This is a genomic window from Pseudomonas sp. WS 5411, assembly GCF_012985595.1.
Lineage (GTDB): Bacteria > Pseudomonadota > Gammaproteobacteria > Pseudomonadales > Pseudomonadaceae > Aquipseudomonas > Aquipseudomonas shahriarae.
The window spans coordinates 417,395-435,362 of record NZ_JAARMC010000001.1; the positions used below are offsets into that span (position 1 = coordinate 417,395).

General features: G+C 61.1%; 16 protein-coding genes and 1 other RNA gene. 4 read left to right on the top strand and 13 right to left on the bottom strand.

Translation table 11 applies throughout. From position 1 onward, the window contains the following. Positions 1-7 precede the first annotated feature (7 nt). From murD to rsmI, 10 genes are all read right to left on the bottom strand, one after another. Positions 8-1,354, bottom strand: coding sequence for a UDP-N-acetylmuramoyl-L-alanine--D-glutamate ligase (gene murD, locus HBR93_RS01850; RefSeq protein WP_169959746.1), 1,347 nt, complete (start codon positions 1,352-1,354; stop codon positions 8-10). Between the two features lie 6 nt (positions 1,355-1,360). Then, on the bottom strand, positions 1,361-2,443 hold the full coding sequence (mraY, locus tag HBR93_RS01855) for a phospho-N-acetylmuramoyl-pentapeptide-transferase (protein WP_029297824.1): 1,083 nt from the start codon (positions 2,441-2,443) through the stop codon (positions 1,361-1,363). Next, positions 2,443-3,813, bottom strand: a complete 1,371-nt coding sequence (gene murF, locus HBR93_RS01860; RefSeq protein ID WP_169959747.1) for a UDP-N-acetylmuramoyl-tripeptide--D-alanyl-D-alanine ligase — start codon at positions 3,811-3,813, stop codon at positions 2,443-2,445. The genes mraY and murF overlap by 1 nt, the downstream gene beginning before the upstream one ends. Next, positions 3,806-5,269 (bottom strand): UDP-N-acetylmuramoyl-L-alanyl-D-glutamate--2,6-diaminopimelate ligase, encoded by a 1,464-nt coding sequence (locus tag HBR93_RS01865; RefSeq protein ID WP_169959748.1) that lies wholly within the window; start codon positions 5,267-5,269, stop codon positions 3,806-3,808. The genes murF and HBR93_RS01865 overlap by 8 nt, the downstream gene beginning before the upstream one ends. Beyond that, on the bottom strand, positions 5,269-7,011 hold the full coding sequence (locus HBR93_RS01870) for a penicillin-binding protein 2 (protein ID WP_169959848.1): 1,743 nt from the start codon (positions 7,009-7,011) through the stop codon (positions 5,269-5,271). Before HBR93_RS01870 ends, HBR93_RS01865 begins: the two co-directional genes overlap by 1 nt. Beyond that, the gene (gene ftsL / locus HBR93_RS01875) at positions 7,011-7,304 is read right to left on the bottom strand and encodes a cell division protein FtsL (RefSeq protein ID WP_057438173.1); all 294 of its coding nucleotides are present in this window, start codon (positions 7,302-7,304) and stop codon (positions 7,011-7,013) included. The genes HBR93_RS01870 and ftsL overlap by 1 nt, the downstream gene beginning before the upstream one ends. Beyond that, on the bottom strand, positions 7,301-8,242 hold the full coding sequence (gene rsmH / locus HBR93_RS01880) for a 16S rRNA (cytosine(1402)-N(4))-methyltransferase RsmH (protein WP_092238453.1): 942 nt from the start codon (positions 8,240-8,242) through the stop codon (positions 7,301-7,303). Before rsmH ends, ftsL begins: the two co-directional genes overlap by 4 nt. 2 nt (positions 8,243-8,244) lie before the next feature. Then, positions 8,245-8,700, bottom strand: a complete 456-nt coding sequence (mraZ, locus tag HBR93_RS01885; RefSeq protein ID WP_003171868.1) for a division/cell wall cluster transcriptional repressor MraZ — start codon at positions 8,698-8,700, stop codon at positions 8,245-8,247. Between the two features lie 354 nt (positions 8,701-9,054). Continuing rightward, an RNA gene (gene rnpB / locus HBR93_RS01890) (RNase P RNA component class A) lies at positions 9,055-9,408 on the bottom strand. A 95-nt stretch (positions 9,409-9,503) separates the two neighbouring features. Then, positions 9,504-10,376, bottom strand: a complete 873-nt coding sequence (gene rsmI / locus HBR93_RS01895) for a 16S rRNA (cytidine(1402)-2'-O)-methyltransferase (protein ID WP_115128973.1) — start codon at positions 10,374-10,376, stop codon at positions 9,504-9,506. Positions 10,377-10,595: 219 nt separating this feature from the next. Here rsmI and HBR93_RS01900 point away from each other — a divergent pair, with 219 nt between their 5' ends. The 4 genes from HBR93_RS01900 (at position 10,596) to HBR93_RS01915 (ending at position 14,054) form a co-directional block, all read left to right on the top strand. Further along, positions 10,596-12,407, top strand: a complete 1,812-nt coding sequence (locus HBR93_RS01900) for a penicillin-binding protein activator (protein ID WP_169959749.1) — start codon at positions 10,596-10,598, stop codon at positions 12,405-12,407. Next, positions 12,407-12,778, top strand: a complete 372-nt coding sequence (locus HBR93_RS01905) for a YraN family protein (protein ID WP_057438167.1) — start codon at positions 12,407-12,409, stop codon at positions 12,776-12,778. The genes HBR93_RS01900 and HBR93_RS01905 overlap by 1 nt, the downstream gene beginning before the upstream one ends. A 104-nt stretch (positions 12,779-12,882) precedes the next feature. Next, entirely contained in the window at positions 12,883-13,476 is a 594-nt protein-coding gene (locus HBR93_RS01910) for a phosphoheptose isomerase (protein ID WP_057438165.1), read from the top strand. After that, the gene (locus tag HBR93_RS01915) at positions 13,473-14,054 is read left to right on the top strand and encodes a BON domain-containing protein (protein WP_057958495.1); all 582 of its coding nucleotides are present in this window, start codon (positions 13,473-13,475) and stop codon (positions 14,052-14,054) included. Before HBR93_RS01910 ends, HBR93_RS01915 begins: the two co-directional genes overlap by 4 nt. Before the next feature lie 68 nt (positions 14,055-14,122). Here the strand turns inward: HBR93_RS01915 and HBR93_RS01920 are convergent, their stop codons facing one another. From HBR93_RS01920 to HBR93_RS01930, 3 genes are all read right to left on the bottom strand, one after another. Continuing rightward, positions 14,123-14,887 (bottom strand): OmpA family protein, encoded by a 765-nt coding sequence (locus tag HBR93_RS01920; protein ID WP_169959750.1) that lies wholly within the window; start codon positions 14,885-14,887, stop codon positions 14,123-14,125. Between the two features lie 166 nt (positions 14,888-15,053). Beyond that, a complete protein-coding gene (locus HBR93_RS01925; protein WP_115128977.1) occupies positions 15,054-15,698 on the bottom strand; it encodes an MBL fold metallo-hydrolase in 645 nt (214 codons plus the stop codon). 12 nt (positions 15,699-15,710) lie between these two features. Next, positions 15,711-17,900, bottom strand: coding sequence for an OsmC domain/YcaO domain-containing protein (locus HBR93_RS01930; RefSeq protein ID WP_120734133.1), 2,190 nt, complete (start codon positions 17,898-17,900; stop codon positions 15,711-15,713). Between the last annotated feature and the right edge of the window lie 68 nt (positions 17,901-17,968).

The window sequence follows — 17,968 nt, forward strand, 5'->3', positions numbered from 1 at the left end:
TCCAGACTCATGCCAAGCCCTCCACGGCACGGGCGAACAACTGGCCGCGCTCTTCGTAGTTCTTGAACATGTCGAAACTGGCGCACGCCGGCGACAGCAGCACGGCATCGCCGGGCTGGGCCAGGGCGCGGCATTGAGCGATGGCATCGTCCAGGGAGGTGGCACGCACTTGCGGCACCGCGTTGCCCAGGGCGGCGGCGATCAAGTCGCTGTCACGGCCCATCAGCACCACGGCACGGCAATGAGCAGCCACCGGGCCCTTGAGGTCCTTGAAGTCGGCACCCTTGCCATCGCCACCGGCGATCAGCAGGAGTTTGCCGTCGATATCGGCTCCCAGGCCTTCGATGGCGGCCAGCGCGGCGCCGACATTGGTGGCCTTGGAATCGTTGTAGTAGCTCACGCCATCCAGGTCGCGCACCCACTGGCAGCGGTGCTCCAGGCCGGCAAAGGTGCGCAGGCTCGACAGCATCGCGTCGAACGGCAAGCCGACCGCATGCCCCAACGCCAGGGCCGCCAGGGCATTGGACTGGTTGTGGGCGCCACGGATTTTCAGTTCACGAACCGGCATCAGGTTCTGGAATTCGAAGGCCAGGTATTTCTCGCCATTCTCTTCACGGATACCAAAGGCCTTGAAATCGGGTTTGCTCAGGCCGAAGGTCCAGCATGGCAGGCCCTCACCCATCAGCGGACGGCTCAGGGCATCCTGGCGATTGACCACCACTTGCCGCGCACCACGGAAGATCCGGTGCTTGGCCAGGTGATAAGCCGGCAGGCCGCTGTAGCGGTCCATATGGTCTTCGCTGACGTTCAACACAGTGGCCACTTCAGCGCCGAGTTGATCGGTGGTCTCCAGCTGGAAGCTCGACAGCTCCATGACATACAGCTCGATATCGTCGCTGAGCAAATCCAGCGCCGGCGTACCGAGGTTACCGCCCACGGCCACGCGCTTGCCGGCCGCAGCCGCCATTTCGCCGACCAGGGTGGTGACGGTGCTCTTGGCGTTGGAACCGCTGATCGCAACGATGGGCGCCTTGGCGTTACGCGCAAACAGCTCGATATCGCCGGACAACTTCACGCCACGCGCCGCCGCCGCTTGCAGGGCCGGAGTCGCCAGGGCCAGGCCGGGGCTCACATAGAGCTCGTCGGCACGGCACAGAAACTCGACATCCAACTCGCCACAACGCACTTCCACGTGCGGGTAGTCACGGCGCAGCGTGACCAGCTCCGGTGGATTTTCCCGCGTATCGGCCACGGCAAACGACTTGCCCCGGTTCGCCAGGAAGCGAACCAGGGACATGCCGCTCTTGCCGAGGCCGACAACGATGCGGAAGTGGTCTGAAGCGATCAGGGACACTCGTTTCTACCTCAGTTTCAGGGTGGCAAGGCCAACCAGCACAAGAATCACGGTGATGATCCAGAAACGGACAATCACCCGTGGCTCCGGCCAGCCCTTGAGTTCAAAGTGGTGATGAATCGGCGCCATGCGAAACACGCGGCGACCGGTCAACTTGAAGGACGCAACCTGGATCACCACCGACAGGGTCTCCATCACGAACACGCCGCCCATGATGAACAGGACGATTTCCTGGCGCACGATCACGGCAATGGTGCCCAGGGCCGCGCCCAGCGCCAGGGCGCCGACGTCGCCCATGAACACTTGGGCCGGATAGGTGTTGAACCACAGGAAGCCCAGTCCGGCACCGATCAGCGCGCCGCAGAACACAATCAATTCACCCGCGCCCGGTACATACGGGATCAGCAGGTATTCAGCGAATTTCACGTTACCCGACAGGTAGCAGAAGATGCCCAGGGCGCCGCCCACCATCACCGTCGGCATGATCGCCAGGCCGTCGAGGCCATCGGTCAGGTTGACCGCGTTGCTGGAGCCGACAATCACGAAATAGGTCAACACCACGAAGCCAATGCCCAACGGGATGCTGGCATCCTTGAGCATCGGGAAAATCAGCGTGGTTTCCACCGCGCTCGGCGCAGTCATATAAAGGAAGATCGCCGCGCCCAGGCCGAACACTGATTGCCAGAAGTACTTCCAGCGGCTTGGCAGCCCCTTGGAATTCTTCTCGATTACCTTGCGGTAGTCATCGACCCAGCCGATGGCGCCGAACAGCAGGGTCACCAGCAACACCACCCAGACATAGCGGTTGGCCAGGTCGGCCCAGAGCAAGGTGCTGATGCCGATGGACGACAGGATCAACGCGCCGCCCATGGTCGGTGTGCCGGACTTGGACAAGTGCGACTGCGGGCCGTCATTGCGCACGGACTGGCCGATCTGCAGGTTTTGCAGAGTACGGATCATCCATGGCCCCAGAAACAGCGACAAACACAGCGCGGTCAGCACACCCAGGATCCCGCGCAGGGTCAGGTACTGAAAGACCGCGAAGCCTTTGTGGAACTGTTGCAGATACTCAGCCAGCAGCAGCAGCATTAATGTTTCTCCGTACTTGAGCCACACAAGGCCGCGACGACGTTTTCCATCACCGCGCTGCGCGATCCCTTGATCAAAATGGTTGTGTGTTTGTCTTGTTCGGCTACGCCCAGCGCCTGGATCAACTCGGCCTGGCTCGCGAAGTGCCGCGCGCCCAAACCAAACGCGGCGGCGGCGTGGGCCATGTTCGGGCCGACGGCATAGAAGGCGTCGACTTTGCCACTGGCGTAGGCACCCACTTCGCGGTGGGACTGTTCGGCCCAGTCGCCCAGTTCGGCGATATCACCCAGCACCAGCACCTTGCGACCGTCAAAGCCTTTGAGCAGGTCAATGGCCGCGCAGATCGAGGATTGGTTGGCGTTGTAAGTGTCATCAATCACGCGCATACCGTTGCTCGCCAGTTGCGCCACGGTGCGACCCTTGACCGGTTGCACTGCGCCCAGGCCGGTGGCAATGCCGAACAGCGACACGCCCAGGGCGTAGGCAGCGGCGGCGGCGGCCAGGGCGTTGGCAACGTTGTGGTTGCCCAGCAGGTTCAGTTGCACGTGCTCATCACCTTGCGGACTGTGCAGGGTGAAAGCCGGGCAGCCACGGGCATCGAGCGTGATGTTCGAGGCATGGAAGTCCGCCGCGGCGTTGTGCACGGCGAAGCTCAAGACCTTGCGCCCGGCGGCACGTACACGCCAGGTTTCGAAGGCCTTGTCATCGAGGTTCAGGACTGCGGTACCGGAAGCGTCCAGCCCCTCAAGGATTTCACCCTTGGCCTGGACGATCTTCTCGGGGCCACCAAACTCGCCAACGTGGGCAGTGCCCGCGTTATTGATAATGGCGACGTGCGGCCGGGTCATGGCCACGGTGTAGGCAATTTCGCCAATGCGCGACGCGCCCAGCTCGATCACGGCGGCGGTGTGTTCCGGCGCCAGTTCAAGCAGGGTCAGCGGTGCGCCGAAATCGTTGTTCAGGTTGCCACGGGTCGCCAGCACTGGCCCGCGCGTGCGCAGGATACCGGCAAGCAGTTCCTTGACCGTGGTTTTGCCACTGGAGCCGGTGATCGCCGCCACCGGATTGGTGAACGCCGCGCGGTTCAGCGCGCCCAATTGACCCAGGGCCAGACGGGTGTCGGCCACCAGCAACTGCGGCAGTGTCGAGTCAGTGACTTCACGCTGCACCAAGGCACCGACCGCGCCTTTGGCGGCCACCTCATTCAAATAGTCATGCCCGTCGAAGCGCGGGCCGGCCAGGGCGACAAACAGTTGCCCCGGCTTGATGTTGCGACTGTCGATACTGACGCCGTCGAAGCTGCAATCGCTCGACAACACACGGGCCGACAAGGCCTGGGTCAGTTCGCTGAACTGCATGGCCTTAAGCATGGGCCACCTCCCACGCGGTCAAGGCGCGATCGGCCTCGACCAGATCGGAGAAGGCATGGCGTTCGCCGTTGATTTCCTGGTAGTCCTCATGGCCTTTACCGGCCAGAACCACCACATCGTCAGCGCTGGCGCTGGCGATCAATTGGGCAATGGCTGCGCCGCGACCGGCGACGAAGCTCACCCGAGAGGCGTCCTGGAAGCCTGCGCGGATATCATCGAAAATCTGGCTTGGCGCTTCGCTACGCGGGTTGTCGTCAGTCACCAGTACACCATCGGCCAGGCGCTCGACGATCTCGGCCATCAGCGGGCGTTTGCCGCGATCGCGGTCGCCGCCGCAGCCGAACAGGCACAGCAACTTGCCCTTGGCGTGAGGGCGCAGGGCTTCGAGAACTTTTTCCAGGGCATCCGGGGTGTGGGCATAATCGACCACCACCAGCGGCTGCGTCCCGCCACCCAGGCGCTGCATACGCCCGGCCGGGCCTTCAAGCCTGGGCAATACACGCAGGATTTCGTCCAGGGCGTAATCCAGGCCCAGCAAGGCGCCGATGGCCGCGAGGACGTTGCTCAGGTTAAAGCGACCGAGCAAGGCACTGCGCAAGTGGTGCTCGCCCTGGGGCGTGACCAGCGTCGCGAGTACACCTTCGTCATTGAACTGGGCTTCGCGGCAATACAGGTAGGCGCTGGAGTCTTCCAGGCTGTAGCTGATCAGGCGTGCTTCGCTTTTTTCTGCGGCCAGTTGGCGCCCGAATGCATCATCGAGGTTCACGACGCGGCACTTCAGATCGGTCCAGCCGAACAGCTTGGCCTTGGCGGCGGCATACGCCTCCATGCTGCCGTGGTAGTCCAGGTGGTCACGGGACAGGTTGGTCATCACTGCCACGTCGAATGCCAGGGCGGTGACCCGGCCCTGATCCAGGCCATGGGACGACACTTCCATGGCCACGGCCTTGGCCCCGGCCTTTTTCAAGTCGGCCAGGGTCGCCTGCACGGCAATCGGGTTCGGCGTGGTATGCAGGCCGCTTTGCAGCGCGCCATAGAAACCGGTGCCCAGGGTGCCAACGATGCCGCAGTGCTGGCCCAGCAGGTCCAGCGCCTGGGCCACCAACTGGGTGACACTGGTCTTGCCGTTGGTGCCGGTGACGCCAATCAGGTTGAGCTGGCGGCTCGGGTCGCCATAAAAACGCCCGGCGATATCCGACAACTGCGCCGCCAGGCCCTTGACCGGAATCAACGGCACATCGGTAATCGGTAATACAGTGGCACCTTCGACTTCGTAGGCCACCGCCGCCGCGCCGCGCTGCAGGGCGTCGGCGATATGGGCACGACCGTCGAACTTGCCGCCTGGCACAGCCAGGAACAGGTCGCCAGCACGTACGTTACGGCTGTCCAGACTCAGTTCGCGAATCAACAGATCGCGGCCAGCGTGGGCGAAAATCTTGTTCAGGCTAAGAGACATCAGCCGCGCCCTCCATTGGCTTTTACAGCAGCGGCCGGTGGTCCGGCGTTGGCTTGTTGGGTCGGCGGCAGGTTGTCCGGCGTGATGTTCATCAAACGCAGGGTGCCGGACATGACTTTGCTGAATACGGGTGCCGAGACCAGGCCACCGAAGTAGCCGGCCTTGCTCGGTTCATCAATGACCACGACGATGGCGTAACGCGGATCGCTCATCGGGCCGAAGCCAGCGAACAGCGAGCGGTAGGAGTTTTCGGCATAGCCTTTGGTGCCCACCGACGTCTTCCGTGCGGTACCGGACTTGCCGGCCACGTGATAGGCCGGGACCTGGGCACGGAACACGCCGCGTGGTGCCTCGATCACTTGTTGCAGCATGGTCTGCATGGTCTTGGCGACGTTTTCCGGGATGACCTGTTCGGATTTCGGCGCTTCGTCCAGGTGGATCAGGCTCAACGGCGTCATGCGGCCATTGTTGGCCAGCACGGAAAAGGCGTGGGCCAGCTGGATCGCGGTCACCGACAGGCCATAGCCATAGGACAGGGTCGCGGTCTCGGCCTTGCGCCACTCACGGTAGTTGGGCAGGTTGCCGACGCGCTCGCCCGGGAAGTCCAGGCCGGTAGGCTGGCCCAGGCCGATCCTCTGCGCCAGGTGGTAGATGTTTTCGCCGCCGATATCGAAGGCGACTTTACTCATGCCGACGTTACTGGAGTTGATCAGGATGCCGGTCAGGTCCAGCACCGGGCCTTCGCTGCGGGACACGTCGCGAATGGTGTACTTGCCCAGTTGCAGGGTGCCCGGATAGACCTCGACTTTGTCGGTCGGCTTCCAGCGCCCGGATTCCAGGGCCGCACTCATGGAGATGGCTTTCATGGTCGAACCCGGCTCGAACACGTCGATCATCGCGCGGTTGCGCATCATCGCCGGTTGCAGGTTGCGACGGTTGTTCGGGTTGTAGGTCGGCTGGTTGACCATGGCGAGGATCTCGCCGGTCTTCACGTCCATGATCACCAGGCTGCCGGCTTTTGCGCCGTTCTCGATGATCGCGTTGCGCAGCTCGCGGTTGGCCAGGTACTGCAGGCGCAAGTCAATCGACAACGCCAAGGGCTTACCGGCCTTGGCGTTTTTGGTGACTTGGACATCCTTGATCAGTCTGCCGCGCCGATCCTTGATGACCTGCCGCTTGCCGGGAACCCCGGCCAGCCACTCGTCGTAGGCCAGTTCCACCCCTTCGCGGCCATGGTCATCAATGTCGGTGAAGCCGACCATGTGGGCAGTGGTCTCGCCGGCCGGGTAGAAACGCCGGAATTCCTCGATGCCGTAGACACCGGGGATTTTCAGGTCGAGCACGCCTTGGCCCTGTTCCGGGGTCAGGCCGCGAACCAGATAGATGAATTCTTTGTTGGCCTGGGCTTCAAGACGCTCTTTAAGGGCCTTGGGATCCTGGCCGAGGGCGTGGGCCAGCTCGGTCCATTTGTCCTTGACCGCTTGCAGTTCCTTGGCGTTGGCCCACAGCGTGGTCACCGGGGTACTGACAGCCAGGGGTTCACCGTTACGGTCGGTGATCAGCCCGCGGTGCGCAGGAATCGGGATATGACGCAGGCTGCGGGCATCGCCCTGGCCGATCAGGAAGTCGCGATCCACCACTTGCAGGTCGACGATGCGCCAGGCAATCGCGCCCACCATCAACGCGAGCAAGCCCAGCACGACGCGGAAGCGCCACGGGTAGAGTGCGCCTTCGAGTTTCATCATGGCGCCACCATGCGGACTTCCGCCGCGCCAGGAATGTGCATCTTCAGCTGTTCGGAGGCCAGCACTTCGATGCGGCTATGGGCCGTCCAGGTGCTTTGTTCAAGAATCAGCCGGCCCCACTCCGCCTGGGCCTTGTCGCGCACACTCAATTCGCCGTACAGGCTATTGAGCAGTTGACGGTTCCAGTGGGCGCTGTAGGACACCGCAATTGCAGACACCAGTACGCCGACGTACAGCAGCATCATAAAGAAGCTGCCGCCCGGCAGGGGCTTGGCGAAGAGCTTGCTCACCGCAACTTCTCCGCAACACGCATGACGGCGCTGCGAGCACGTGGGTTGGCCTTGAGTTCGGCTTCGGAAGCGAACTGCGCTTTGCCATGAATTTTGATTTTCGGCACAAAGGCTTCGAAACGTACCGGCAGGTTGCGCGGCAGGTTGTCGGTTTCGCCCTTGACCAGGCGACGCATGAACAATTTGACGATGCGATCTTCCAGGGAGTGGAAGCTGATCACCACCAGGCGACCGCCCACTTCCAGGGACTCCAGGGCAGCCTCAAGGCCAGCCTCCAGGTCGCCCAGTTCGTTGTTGACGTGAATGCGCAGGCCCTGGAATGCACGGGTCGCCGGGTTCTTGCCCTTTTCCCATGCCGGGTTGGCGACTTTCAGTACTTCGGCCAGGTCGGCGGTGCGTTCGAACGGCTGGATTTCCCGGCGCTCGACCACGGCACGGGCCATGCGGCCGGCGAAACGCTCTTCGCCGTATTCCTTGAATACGCGGGTGATTTCTTCGTGGGGCGCGGTGGCGATGAACTGCGCGGCGCTGATGCCACGGCTCGGGTCCATGCGCATGTCCAGCGGACCATCATTCATGAAACTGAAACCGCGTTCAGGGTCGTCCAACTGCGGCGACGACACGCCCAGGTCCAGCAAAACCCCGGCCACCTTGCCCGCCATGCCCCGCTCGGCGACTTCCGCGCCCAGCTCGGCAAAGCTGCGCTGCACAACGACAAAGCGGCCGTCTTCGGCCGCTAGCGCTTGCCCGGTGGCAATCGCCTGGGGATCCTTGTCGAATCCGAGGAGTTTGCCCTCCGGGCCGAGCTGGCTGAGGATCAAACGGCTATGCCCGCCGCGCCCGAACGTGCCATCCAGATAGCAGCCATCAGGGCGCACGGCGAGAGCCTCGACGGCTTCGTCAAGCAGCACGGTGATGTGGTTAAAGCCGCTATCAATAGTCACAGGATCAAATCACGCAGTTCATCAGGCATGGCGCCCGGTTGTTGAATAGCAGCCAGGTCAGCTGCAGACACAGCATCCCAGGCATCTTCGTCCCACAATTGGAACTTGTTCAGTTGGCCTACCAGCATCGCGCGCTTATCAAGCTTGGCGTATTCGCGCAGACGCGGTGGAACCAGGAAACGACCACTGCCATCGAGTTCGAGGTCGACGGCATTACCAATCAGCAGGCGCTGCAAACGGCGGTTTTCTTCACGCAACGAAGGCAGAGCGCGCAACTTGGTCTCAATCAACTCCCACTCATCGAGGGGGTAAACGCACAAACAAGGATCAACGGCATCAATCGTGATGATTAACTGCCCGGAACTTCGCGAAATGAGCTCGTCACGATACCGGCTCGGCATGGCGAGACGGCCTTTTGCATCGAGACTGATAGCGTTAGCTCCGCGAAACACAGGTGCGTTTCTCCAAATTTTAGCGTTTTACGTTCAAAAAACCCACTTTGTGCCACTTTCCGCCACTTGCGCACACTATAGGAATGCGCCCACCACACCGTCAAGGCGCGGATTAAAGGAAAAGCCTTACAGAACGGAGATTTAGGAGCGTAAAAGGAGGAGAAACGAGAGTTCGGCGATGTTTTTGACTCAACAAACGCAAATAGCTCAAAGAGCTAGAGCTTGAACTTAAAGTAATTTATTAAGAGTAAGATTTTTTCGGTATTACGAAGACGCATCTGCCAATGATTTGGCAGGGAGGGATTCTTGCGTTACTACCTGGTTTCTGCCCGAGACTCGTGCAGAAGGAAAAAGGTGGAGAGTCGATCTATAAGCCGGGTTCTGTCTTGAACAGTCATTCGTCTACGATGGCCATCACTGGACATCTTTAGCAACCTACCCGGTTCCAGCGCGGGCCACGCCTTGGAACCCTATTTGGTCTTGCTCCAAGTGGGGTTTACCTAGCCACGAACTGTTGCCAGTCGCGCGGTGCGCTCTTACCGCACCTTTTCACCCTTACCGGCACCGAAGTGCTTAGGCGGTTATTTTCTGTGGCACTTTCCGTAGGCTCACGCCCCCCAGGCATTACCTGGCACTTCGCCCTATGGAGCCCGGACTTTCCTCCCCCCCCTAATTTTCATAGAGGGCAGCGACTGTCCAATCGACTCTCCGCCGCGAAGGTTAACGGCACGGCGGCCTTAGAACAAGTATTAAAAGACAGCATTGCCATCACGTTCCGACGCCGTGCACGTTAAACCCTGGAACTATTCGCTCTTTTGCTTATCGAGCGCGGCCTGATACAGCACGTTCTTGCGCACACCGGTGATTTCGGCGGCCAGGGCTGCGGCGCGCTTGAGTGGCATTTCCTTGAGCAGCAGGTCCAGCACGCGCATGGCTTCGCTGCCCACGGCATCTTCAGTCTCTGGCGCGGCCCAGCCCGCGACCAGCACGACGCATTCGCCACGCTGCTGATTGCTGTCACCCTCGACAAACGCGCGCAGCTCTTCCAGCGGCAGGCCCTTGAGGGTTTCAAAGGTCTTGGTCAGCTCCCGTGCCAGCAAGGCCAGGCGTTCGCCACCGAAGACCAGCTCCATATCTTGCAGGCACTCGAGGATACGGTGCGGCGCCTCGTAGAAAATCAGGGTGCGCGGCTCTTCCTTTAACAGTTCCAGGCGCGCCCGGCGCCCCACGGCCTTGGCCGGCAGGAAACCTTCGAAGATAAAGCGGTCGGACGGCAAGCCCGCCGCCGACAAGGCGGCAATCAACGCACACGCCCCGGGAACCGGAACTACATTGATGCCCGCCGCCCGCGCCTGACGGACCAGGTGGTAACCGGGGTCGGAGATCAATGGCGTACCGGCATCGGAAATCAACGCCACGTCATCGCCCGCAAGCAGACGGGTAATAAAACGACTGCCCTCGTCACGCTCATTATGCTCATGACAGGCCGCCAGGGGCGTGGTGATACCAAAGTGCTGCATCAGGCGCAGCGAGTGCCGGGTGTCTTCCGCCGCAATCAACTTGGCTTCGCGCAACACTTTCAGCGCCCGCGCGCTGATGTCGTCCAGGTTGCCAATGGGCGTCGCCACCACAAAAAGCGAGCCAGCAGTGGAATTCAAAGGACCTGGAGCAGTCAAAGCGCACACCTCAAAGATTGGCAAAAGCCATATTGTAGCGCGTAGACGTCAAGAAAATGCGCCAACGGGGTCGTGTCCATCGGGTCTGTTTGCGGCGGTTACTGACGCCCTGCAACATTTAAACGATCTAAATAGACGGTTTCACGCCACTAACATCGCGCCCGGGCCAGTGCTTGGGTACAATTCCACGCTAATTTGATCGGTATCAGGAACACTTACATGATCGCTTGCCTGCGGCTGTTCTCTGCCCTTTGCCTGGCTGCCCTGTTGGCGGCTTGCGCAAGCTCGCCCTCGTCAAGCCTTGGCGAACTCCCACGGACCCCGGATGCCACCATCGAGCAACTGCTCGAACAGGCGACTTCGGCCAAGACTCCAGAAAAAGCTGCACTGCTGCGCCTGAGCGCGGCGGACATGGCCTTCCACCAGAACAATCCTGGGCGCTCCGCGCAGATCCTCGCGCAAGTGCCGCTGGACAGCCTCAAGCCGGCCGCCCAGGTCTTCGCCAGCACTTTGACGGCAGAACTGGCCATGGGCCGCAACCAGCCCAAGGCTGCGTTGACCGCGCTGAGCCATCCGAGCCTGCAAAACCTCAAGGAGTTGCCGCCGGAACAACAGATCCGCACTGGCAGCGTGCATGCCCGCGCCTATGAAGCCGACGGTCAGACCCTGGCCGCCGCCCGCGAACGCGTGGCCATGGCTCCGTTGCTGACAGGCGATGCTGCCGCCAGCAACCACGAAGCCATCTGGAGCCTGATTGCCGCCGTACCTGGCGAGCAGTTGCAGGCCAGCGGCAATCCGGTCCTCGACGGCTGGATCAGCCTGGCCCAGGCCGTGAAAAACGCCGGCACCCTGGAGCAGCAGCAAGCCGCCATCGATACCTGGCGCGTGCAGAACCCTGCGCACCCGGCGGCAGTGCAACTGCCGACGCCGCTGACCAAGCTCAAGGAACTGGCCAGCCAACCGCTGAATAAAATCGCCCTGCTATTGCCGCAGCAAGGCCCGCTGGCCAGCGTAGCCAAGGCCCTGCGCGAAGGCTTCATGGCCGCGCACTACCAGGCGCAACAGGCCGGGCAGAAGCCACCTGTCATCGAGTTCTATGACAGCTCGCGCGTCAGCTCCATCGATGAGTTCTACAAAAAAGCCCAGGCTGATGGCGTGCAACTGGTGATCGGCCCGCTGGAAAAGCCGCTGGTCAAACAACTCAGCGCCCGCCCGCAACTGCCCATCACCACCCTGGCCCTGAACTACAGCGAGGGCGACCAAGCCCCTGCGCAACTGTTCCAGTTCGGCCTGGCTGCCGAGGACGAAGCCCGTGAAGTGTCGCGCCGTGCCCGCGCCGACGGCCTGCACCGCGCAGCCGCCATGGTGCCGAAAGGCGAGTGGGGCGACCGTGTACTCAAGGCCTTCCGCCAGGACTGGGAAGCCAACGGCGGCACCCTGATCGGTGTCGAACATGTCGACCAGCCTGTGGCCCTGGCCCAGCAGATCGCCGATCTGTTCAAGCTGCGCCAGAGCGAAGGCCGCGCCAAGAGCCTGCAAAGCACAGTCGGCACTGACATCGCGGCACAGCCATCGCGTCGCCAGGATATCGAGTTCATCTTCCTCGCCGTGACGCCGCAACAGGCTCAACAGATCAAGCCGACGCTGAACTTCCAATACGCGGGCGATGTGCCGGTATATGCCACCTCCCACGTGTTCAGTGCCAGTGGCGACAAGAACCAGTACAACGACATGAACGGCATTATGTTCTGCGAAACGCCGTGGCTGCTCAATACCACCGACCCGCTGCGCAATCAGGTTGCTACACAATGGCCACAAGCCAATGGCAGCTTGGGCCGCCTCTATGCGATGGGTGTGGACGCCTACCGCCTGGCGCCACGCCTGGGTCAACTCAAGGCGCTGCCCGACACGCGCATCGACGGCCTTTCCGGCAACCTGGGCATGAGCCCGAGCCAACGGATCGAACGCCAGATGCCGTGGGCCAAGTTTGTCAGTGGCCAGATCGAACGCTTGCCCGATACCCCGCGCTGATGCCCCCACGCTCCAGCGCAGAAACCGGCAAGGATGCCGAACAACAAGCACTTGAACACTTGCAGCGACAAGGTCTGCGCCTGCTGGCGCAGAACTGGTTGTGTAAACGCGGCGAGCTTGATCTGGTCATGCTTGACGGCGATACAGTAGTATTTGTCGAAGTCCGCTACAGAAAATACGCACAATGGGGTGGTGCGCTCGCCAGTATCGACGAGCGCAAACGTCAAAAGCTGATACTCGCCGCGCAGTTTTTCCTGCTCAGTGAACATCGCTGGGCCGACTCCCCCTGCCGTTTCGATGTGGTTGCCATAGAAAGCAGCCCCCACGGAACCGCTGGTCTGAACTGGCTGCGCAACGCCTTCGACGGCTGAGCGCCACCGGCACAGATCGGACATCTTCACCGCACACTTTTGCTCTTTGCTTTGCGGGCTGCACATTCGTGTGCCATACAGCCGCGCTACTTAAGGTCACACAGATGGACATGCAATCCCGAATTCGCCAGCTTTTCCAGGCCAGTATCGATACCAAGCAACAGGCGATGGACGTACTTGCACCGCACATCGAGCAAGCCAGCCAGGTCATGGTCAACGCCCTGCTCAACGAAGGCAAAATGCTTTCGTGCGGCAACGGCGGTTCGGCCGGCGACGCCCAGCACTTTTCCTCCGAGCTGCTCAACCGCTTTGAGCGCGAGCGGCCGAGCCTGCCGGCTATCGCCTTGACCACCGATTCGTCGACGATTACCTCGATCGCCAACGACTACAGCTACAACGAAATCTTTTCCAAACAAATCCGTGCCCTCGGCCAACCGGGCGATGTGCTGCTGGCGATTTCCACCAGCGGCAACTCGGCAAACATTATTCAAGCGATCCAGGCCGCACATGATCGCGAAATGATTGTCGTAGCATTGACCGGGCGCGACGGTGGCGGCATGGCCTCACTGCTGCTGCCCGAAGACGTGGAGATCCGCGTCCCGGCCCATGTCACTGCACGTATTCAGGAAGTCCATCTGCTGACGATCCACTGCCTGTGCGATCTGATCGACAGCCAACTGTTCGGGAGTGAAGAATGACCGTTAACCGCCTCAGCCTTATGGCCATCACGCTGTGCCTCGCTATCAGCGGCTGCACCTCGGCCATCACCGCGACCCGCGACTCCCCTATCCAGGACGACCGCGGCACGCGCACCTTTGGCAGCAAGATCGATGACTCGCTGATCGAGACCAAGGTCGGCGTCAACGTCGCCAAGGCCGCCACCGACCTGGGCAACGGCGCATCGCGCATCGTCGTGACCAGCTTCAACGGCATCGTGCTCCTCGCCGGGCAAACTCCGCGCGCCGACCTCAAGACCCAGGCCGAACAAGCCGCTTCGACCGTGCAACGGGTCAAGAAAGTCCATAACGAATTGCAGGTCGCACAACCCATCACCCTGCTGGCAATCAGCAATGATGCTGTGCTGACCACCAAGATCAAGGCGCAGATGCTCACCGACAGCGCGATCCCCGGCTCGCGGATCAAGGTGGTGACTGACAACGGCATCGTCTACCTGATGGGCCTGCTGACCCAGCAGGAAGCCACCCGCGCCACCAACCTGGTACAGGGTGTGTCCGGGGTACAGAAAATTGTGAAGCTGTTCGAATACATCGACTGATGTAATCGCCAGCCACAAAAAAGGGCGCCGTGCATTGACTGCACGGCGCCCTTTTTATTGGCTGGCGGTTACTGGTACTGCTGGTACGGATTGCCCTGGAACTGGTTGTTCTGCTGCTGCTGTTGCTGCGCAGGCTGGCCGTACTGCTGACCCGGGATCGGGCCGAGGTTGACCTCGACACGACGGTTCTGCGCACGACCGTTGACGTCAGCGTTGCTGGCAATCGGGTTATCCGGGCCGGCACCACGGGTGGTCAGGTTGGTCGGGCTCACACCTTGGGAGGTCAGGTAGTTGGCCACGCTTTGCGCACGCCGTTGGGACAGGTCCATGTTGAGCTGGCGGCTGCCGGTGCTGTCGGTATAGCCGACAATCTGGATGGTGTTCTGGTTGAACTGCTTGAGCGACCCGGCCAGGTTGTTCAAGGGGGTGTAGAAGCTGCTGGCGATAGCATCGGAGTTGGTGGCAAACGTGATGTTACCCGGCATGATCAACTTGATCTGGTCACCCTGGCGCTGCACCTCGACGCCGGTGTTGGCCATGCTTTCCCGCAGTTTCTTTTCCTGCTGGTCAGCGTAATAGCCGTAACCGGCAGCGCCGATACCGGCCACGGCAGCGCCGATCAGCGCGCCCTTGCCACGGTTGTTGTGGTCAATGGCTGCACCGGCCAAGGCCCCCGCCAGCGCGCCGAGGCCGCCGTACTTGGCGGTTTTGCTCATGCCTTGTGAACCGTTGTCCGCCTGTCCCTGGCTGCCATCGTAAGGGTTAGGGGAAGCACAGCCCGACAATAGGGCTACCGCGGTAGCAACAACAAGCAGACGACGCGAAGTGAACATGAGGGAAGCTCCTACTTTTGCATTCTGTGATGCAGAGGACATTGGCAATGGACCTGTGCCGAGTTTGGAACGCGACAAACGGCAAAAATTCCGTGCTCCGCCGCGCACCTGTGACAAAAGATAAACACCGGCACGCTCACCTCAACCCTAGCAGAGCCTCGCCCTGTCAGGCCCTGACAAACGGATTTTCGCGCATTTCATCCCCCAGGCGCGTATCCGGGCCATGCCCTGTCACCACGGTCGCCTCTTCGTCCAGGGTGTACAGACGCTGCTGGATCGAGCGCACGATGGTCGCCTGGTCGCCACCCCACAAATCCGTGCGCCCTACCCCACGCCGGAACAAGGTATCCCCGGCGATCAGCAACTTGGCATCGGCAAACCAGAAACTCATCGACCCCGGCGTATGCCCAGGGGTATGCAGGGCCACCCCGCAGCCACAGGCCAGCTCTTCATCATCGGCCAACCAGCGATCCGGTGACGGCACAGGGGTGTAGGGCACACCGAACATCTGGCACTGCATTTCCAGGTTATCCCACAGGAACTGATCTTCCTTGTGCAGGTGCAGCGTGGCGCCGGTCTTCTCTTTCAACTGGCCGGAAGCCAGGAAGTGGTCCAGGTGCGCATGGGTGTGGATGATGCTCACCACCTTCAGGCCCAGCGCATCGAGCCGCGCCAGGATCAGCTCATGGTTGCCACCTGGATCGACCACGATGGCCTTCTTGCTGACCGGGTCGCCGATGATTGTGCAGTTGCACTGCAACGGGCCGACGGGGAAGGTTTCGCGGATCAGTCGGGGGGTTGTGGCGTGCATAAGGACTCCCTTCTAGCTGTTGGCCCGTGCGGCGTGCAGTTTTTTGTAGCTGTCGATCAGCCGCAGGTGTCGATCCAGGCCTTCGAGCTTCATGCTGGTCGGGGTCAAACCATGGAACCGCACGCTGCCCTCCACCGAACCGATGGCGGCGTCCATGCGCTCGTTGCCAAACATCCGGCGGAAGTTGGCCTCGTAGTCTTCCAGCTCCAAATCCTCGTCCAACTGCATCTCCAGCACCGCATTCACTGCCTGGTAGAACAGGCCGCGTTCGACGGTGTTGTCGTTGTATTGCAGGAACATCTCCACCGCTTCCTTCGCCTCTTCATACTGCTGCAAGGCGAGATAGATCAGCAGCTTCAACTCAAGGATCGTCAACTGGCCCCAGGCCGTGTTGTCGTCAAATTCAATGCCGATCAGGGTGGTGATATCGGTGTAGTCATCCAGTTCACTTTCCACCAGGCGCTCGACCAGCGCTTGCAGGCCGTCTTCATCCAGGCTGTGCAAGTTGAGGATATCGGCGCGGAAGAACAACGCCTTGTTGGTGTTATCCCAGATCAGGTCGTCAACCGGATAGATTTCCGAATAGTCCGGCACCAGGATGCGGCAGGCCTTGGCGCCGATATGCTCGTACACCGCCATGTAGACCTGCTTGCCCATGCCTTCGAGAATGCCGAACAAAGTCGCGGCCTCTTCGGCGTTGGAATCCTCACCCTGGCCGGAAAAGTCCCACTCCACGAACGCGTAATCGGACTTGGCACTGAAGAAGCGCCACGACACCACGCCGCTGGAGTCGATGAAGTGCTCGACAAAGTTGTTCGGCTCGGTCACCGCATGCCCTTCAAAGGTCGGCTGCGGCAAGTCGTTCAGGCCTTCGAAGCTACGGCCCTGAAGCAACTCGGTAAGGCTGCGCTCCAGCGCCACTTCCAGGCTTGGGTGGGCGCCAAACGAGGCAAATACGCCGCCGGTGCGCGGGTTCATCAGGGTCACGCACATCACCGGGAACTCGCCGCCCAGGGACGCATCCTTGACCAGCACCGGGAAACCCTGCTCTTCCAGGGCCTGGATACCGGCGAGGATGCTTGGGTATTTGGCCAGCACTTCGGCCGGGACATCCGGCAAGGCGAATTCACCTTCGATGATTTCGCGCTTCACCGCACGCTCGAAAATCTCCGACAGACACTGCACCTGGGCCTCAGCCAAGGTGTTACCGGCACTCATGCCGTTGCTCAGGTAGAGGTTTTCGATGAGGTTGGAGGGGAAATACACCACCTCGCCGTCAGACTGGCGCACAAACGGCAGTGAGACGATGCCACGTTCTTCATTGCCGGAGTTGGTATCGATCAGGTGTGAGCCGCGCAACTCGCCATCGCGGTTGTAGATCTTCAGGCAGTACTCGTCGAGGATTTCCGTCGGCAGCGCGTCTTTACGGCCGGGCTTGAACCAGCGCTCCTCCGGGTAATGCACAAACGCCGCGTTGGCAATGTCTTCGCCCCAGAACTGGTCGTTGTAGAAGAAGTTGCAGTTCAGGCGCTCGATAAACTCGCCCAGGGCCGACGCCAGTGCGCCTTCCTTGGTCGCGCCCTTGCCGTTGGTAAAGCACATCGGCGAATGGGCATCGCGGATATGCAACGACCAGACATTGGGCACGATATTGCGCCACGAGGCGATTTCAATCTTCATGCCCAGGCCCGCGAGAATGGCCGACATGTTGGCGATGGTCTGCTCCAGCGGCAGGTCCTTGCCCGCGATGAAGGTGCCCGCGTCTGACGCAGCCGCCGGCATCAGCAACGCCTGGGCGTCGGCGTCGAGGTTTTCCACCTCTTCGATAACAAACTCGGGCCCGGCCTGTACCACTTTCTTGACCGTGCAGCGGTCAATGGAGCGCAGGATGCCCTGGCGATCCTTGTCGGAAATATCCGCCGGCAACTCGACCTGAATCTTGAAGATCTGGTTGTAGCGGTTTTCCGGGTCGACAATATTGTTCTGCGACAGGCGGATATTGTCCGTGGGGATATTGCGCGTGCTGCAGTACAACTTCACAAAGTAAGCCGCACACAACGCCGACGAAGCCAGGAAGTAGTCGAACGGACCGGGGGCCGAGCCATCGCCCTTGTAGCGAATCGGCTGGTCGGCCACCACGGTGAAGTCATCGAACTTGGCTTCAAGCCGGAGATTGTCGAGAAAATTGACCTTGATTTCCATGCGGGATTACCAGAATAGCGGAGCAAACGAATTGGCCGCCATTATCCGGCTTTTGCGGCGCAAGTCTC

What these genes read in the sequence shown, in the direction of transcription:
- HBR93_RS01915 (WP_057958495.1), top strand. Translation starts at nt 13,473, where the DNA reads ATGACCGTTAACCGCCTCAGCCTTATGGCCATCACGCTGTGCCTCGCT.
- HBR93_RS01920 (WP_169959750.1), bottom strand. Translation starts at nt 14,887, where the DNA reads ATGTTCACTTCGCGTCGTCTGCTTGTTGTTGCTACCGCGGTAGCCCTA.
- HBR93_RS01925 (WP_115128977.1), bottom strand. Translation starts at nt 15,698, where the DNA reads ATGCACGCCACAACCCCCCGACTGATCCGCGAAACCTTCCCCGTCGGC.
- HBR93_RS01870 (WP_169959848.1), bottom strand. Translation starts at nt 7,011, where the DNA reads ATGAAACTCGAAGGCGCACTCTACCCGTGGCGCTTCCGCGTCGTGCTG.
- murF (WP_169959747.1), bottom strand. Translation starts at nt 3,813, where the DNA reads ATGCTTAAGGCCATGCAGTTCAGCGAACTGACCCAGGCCTTGTCGGCC.
- mraY (WP_029297824.1), bottom strand. Translation starts at nt 2,443, where the DNA reads ATGCTGCTGCTGCTGGCTGAGTATCTGCAACAGTTCCACAAAGGCTTC.
- HBR93_RS01910 (WP_057438165.1), top strand. Translation starts at nt 12,883, where the DNA reads ATGGACATGCAATCCCGAATTCGCCAGCTTTTCCAGGCCAGTATCGAT.
- HBR93_RS01930 (WP_120734133.1), bottom strand. Translation starts at nt 17,900, where the DNA reads ATGGAAATCAAGGTCAATTTTCTCGACAATCTCCGGCTTGAAGCCAAG.
- HBR93_RS01865 (WP_169959748.1), bottom strand. Translation starts at nt 5,269, where the DNA reads ATGTCTCTTAGCCTGAACAAGATTTTCGCCCACGCTGGCCGCGATCTG.
- HBR93_RS01905 (WP_057438167.1), top strand. Translation starts at nt 12,407, where the DNA reads ATGCCCCCACGCTCCAGCGCAGAAACCGGCAAGGATGCCGAACAACAA.
- HBR93_RS01900 (WP_169959749.1), top strand. Translation starts at nt 10,596, where the DNA reads ATGATCGCTTGCCTGCGGCTGTTCTCTGCCCTTTGCCTGGCTGCCCTG.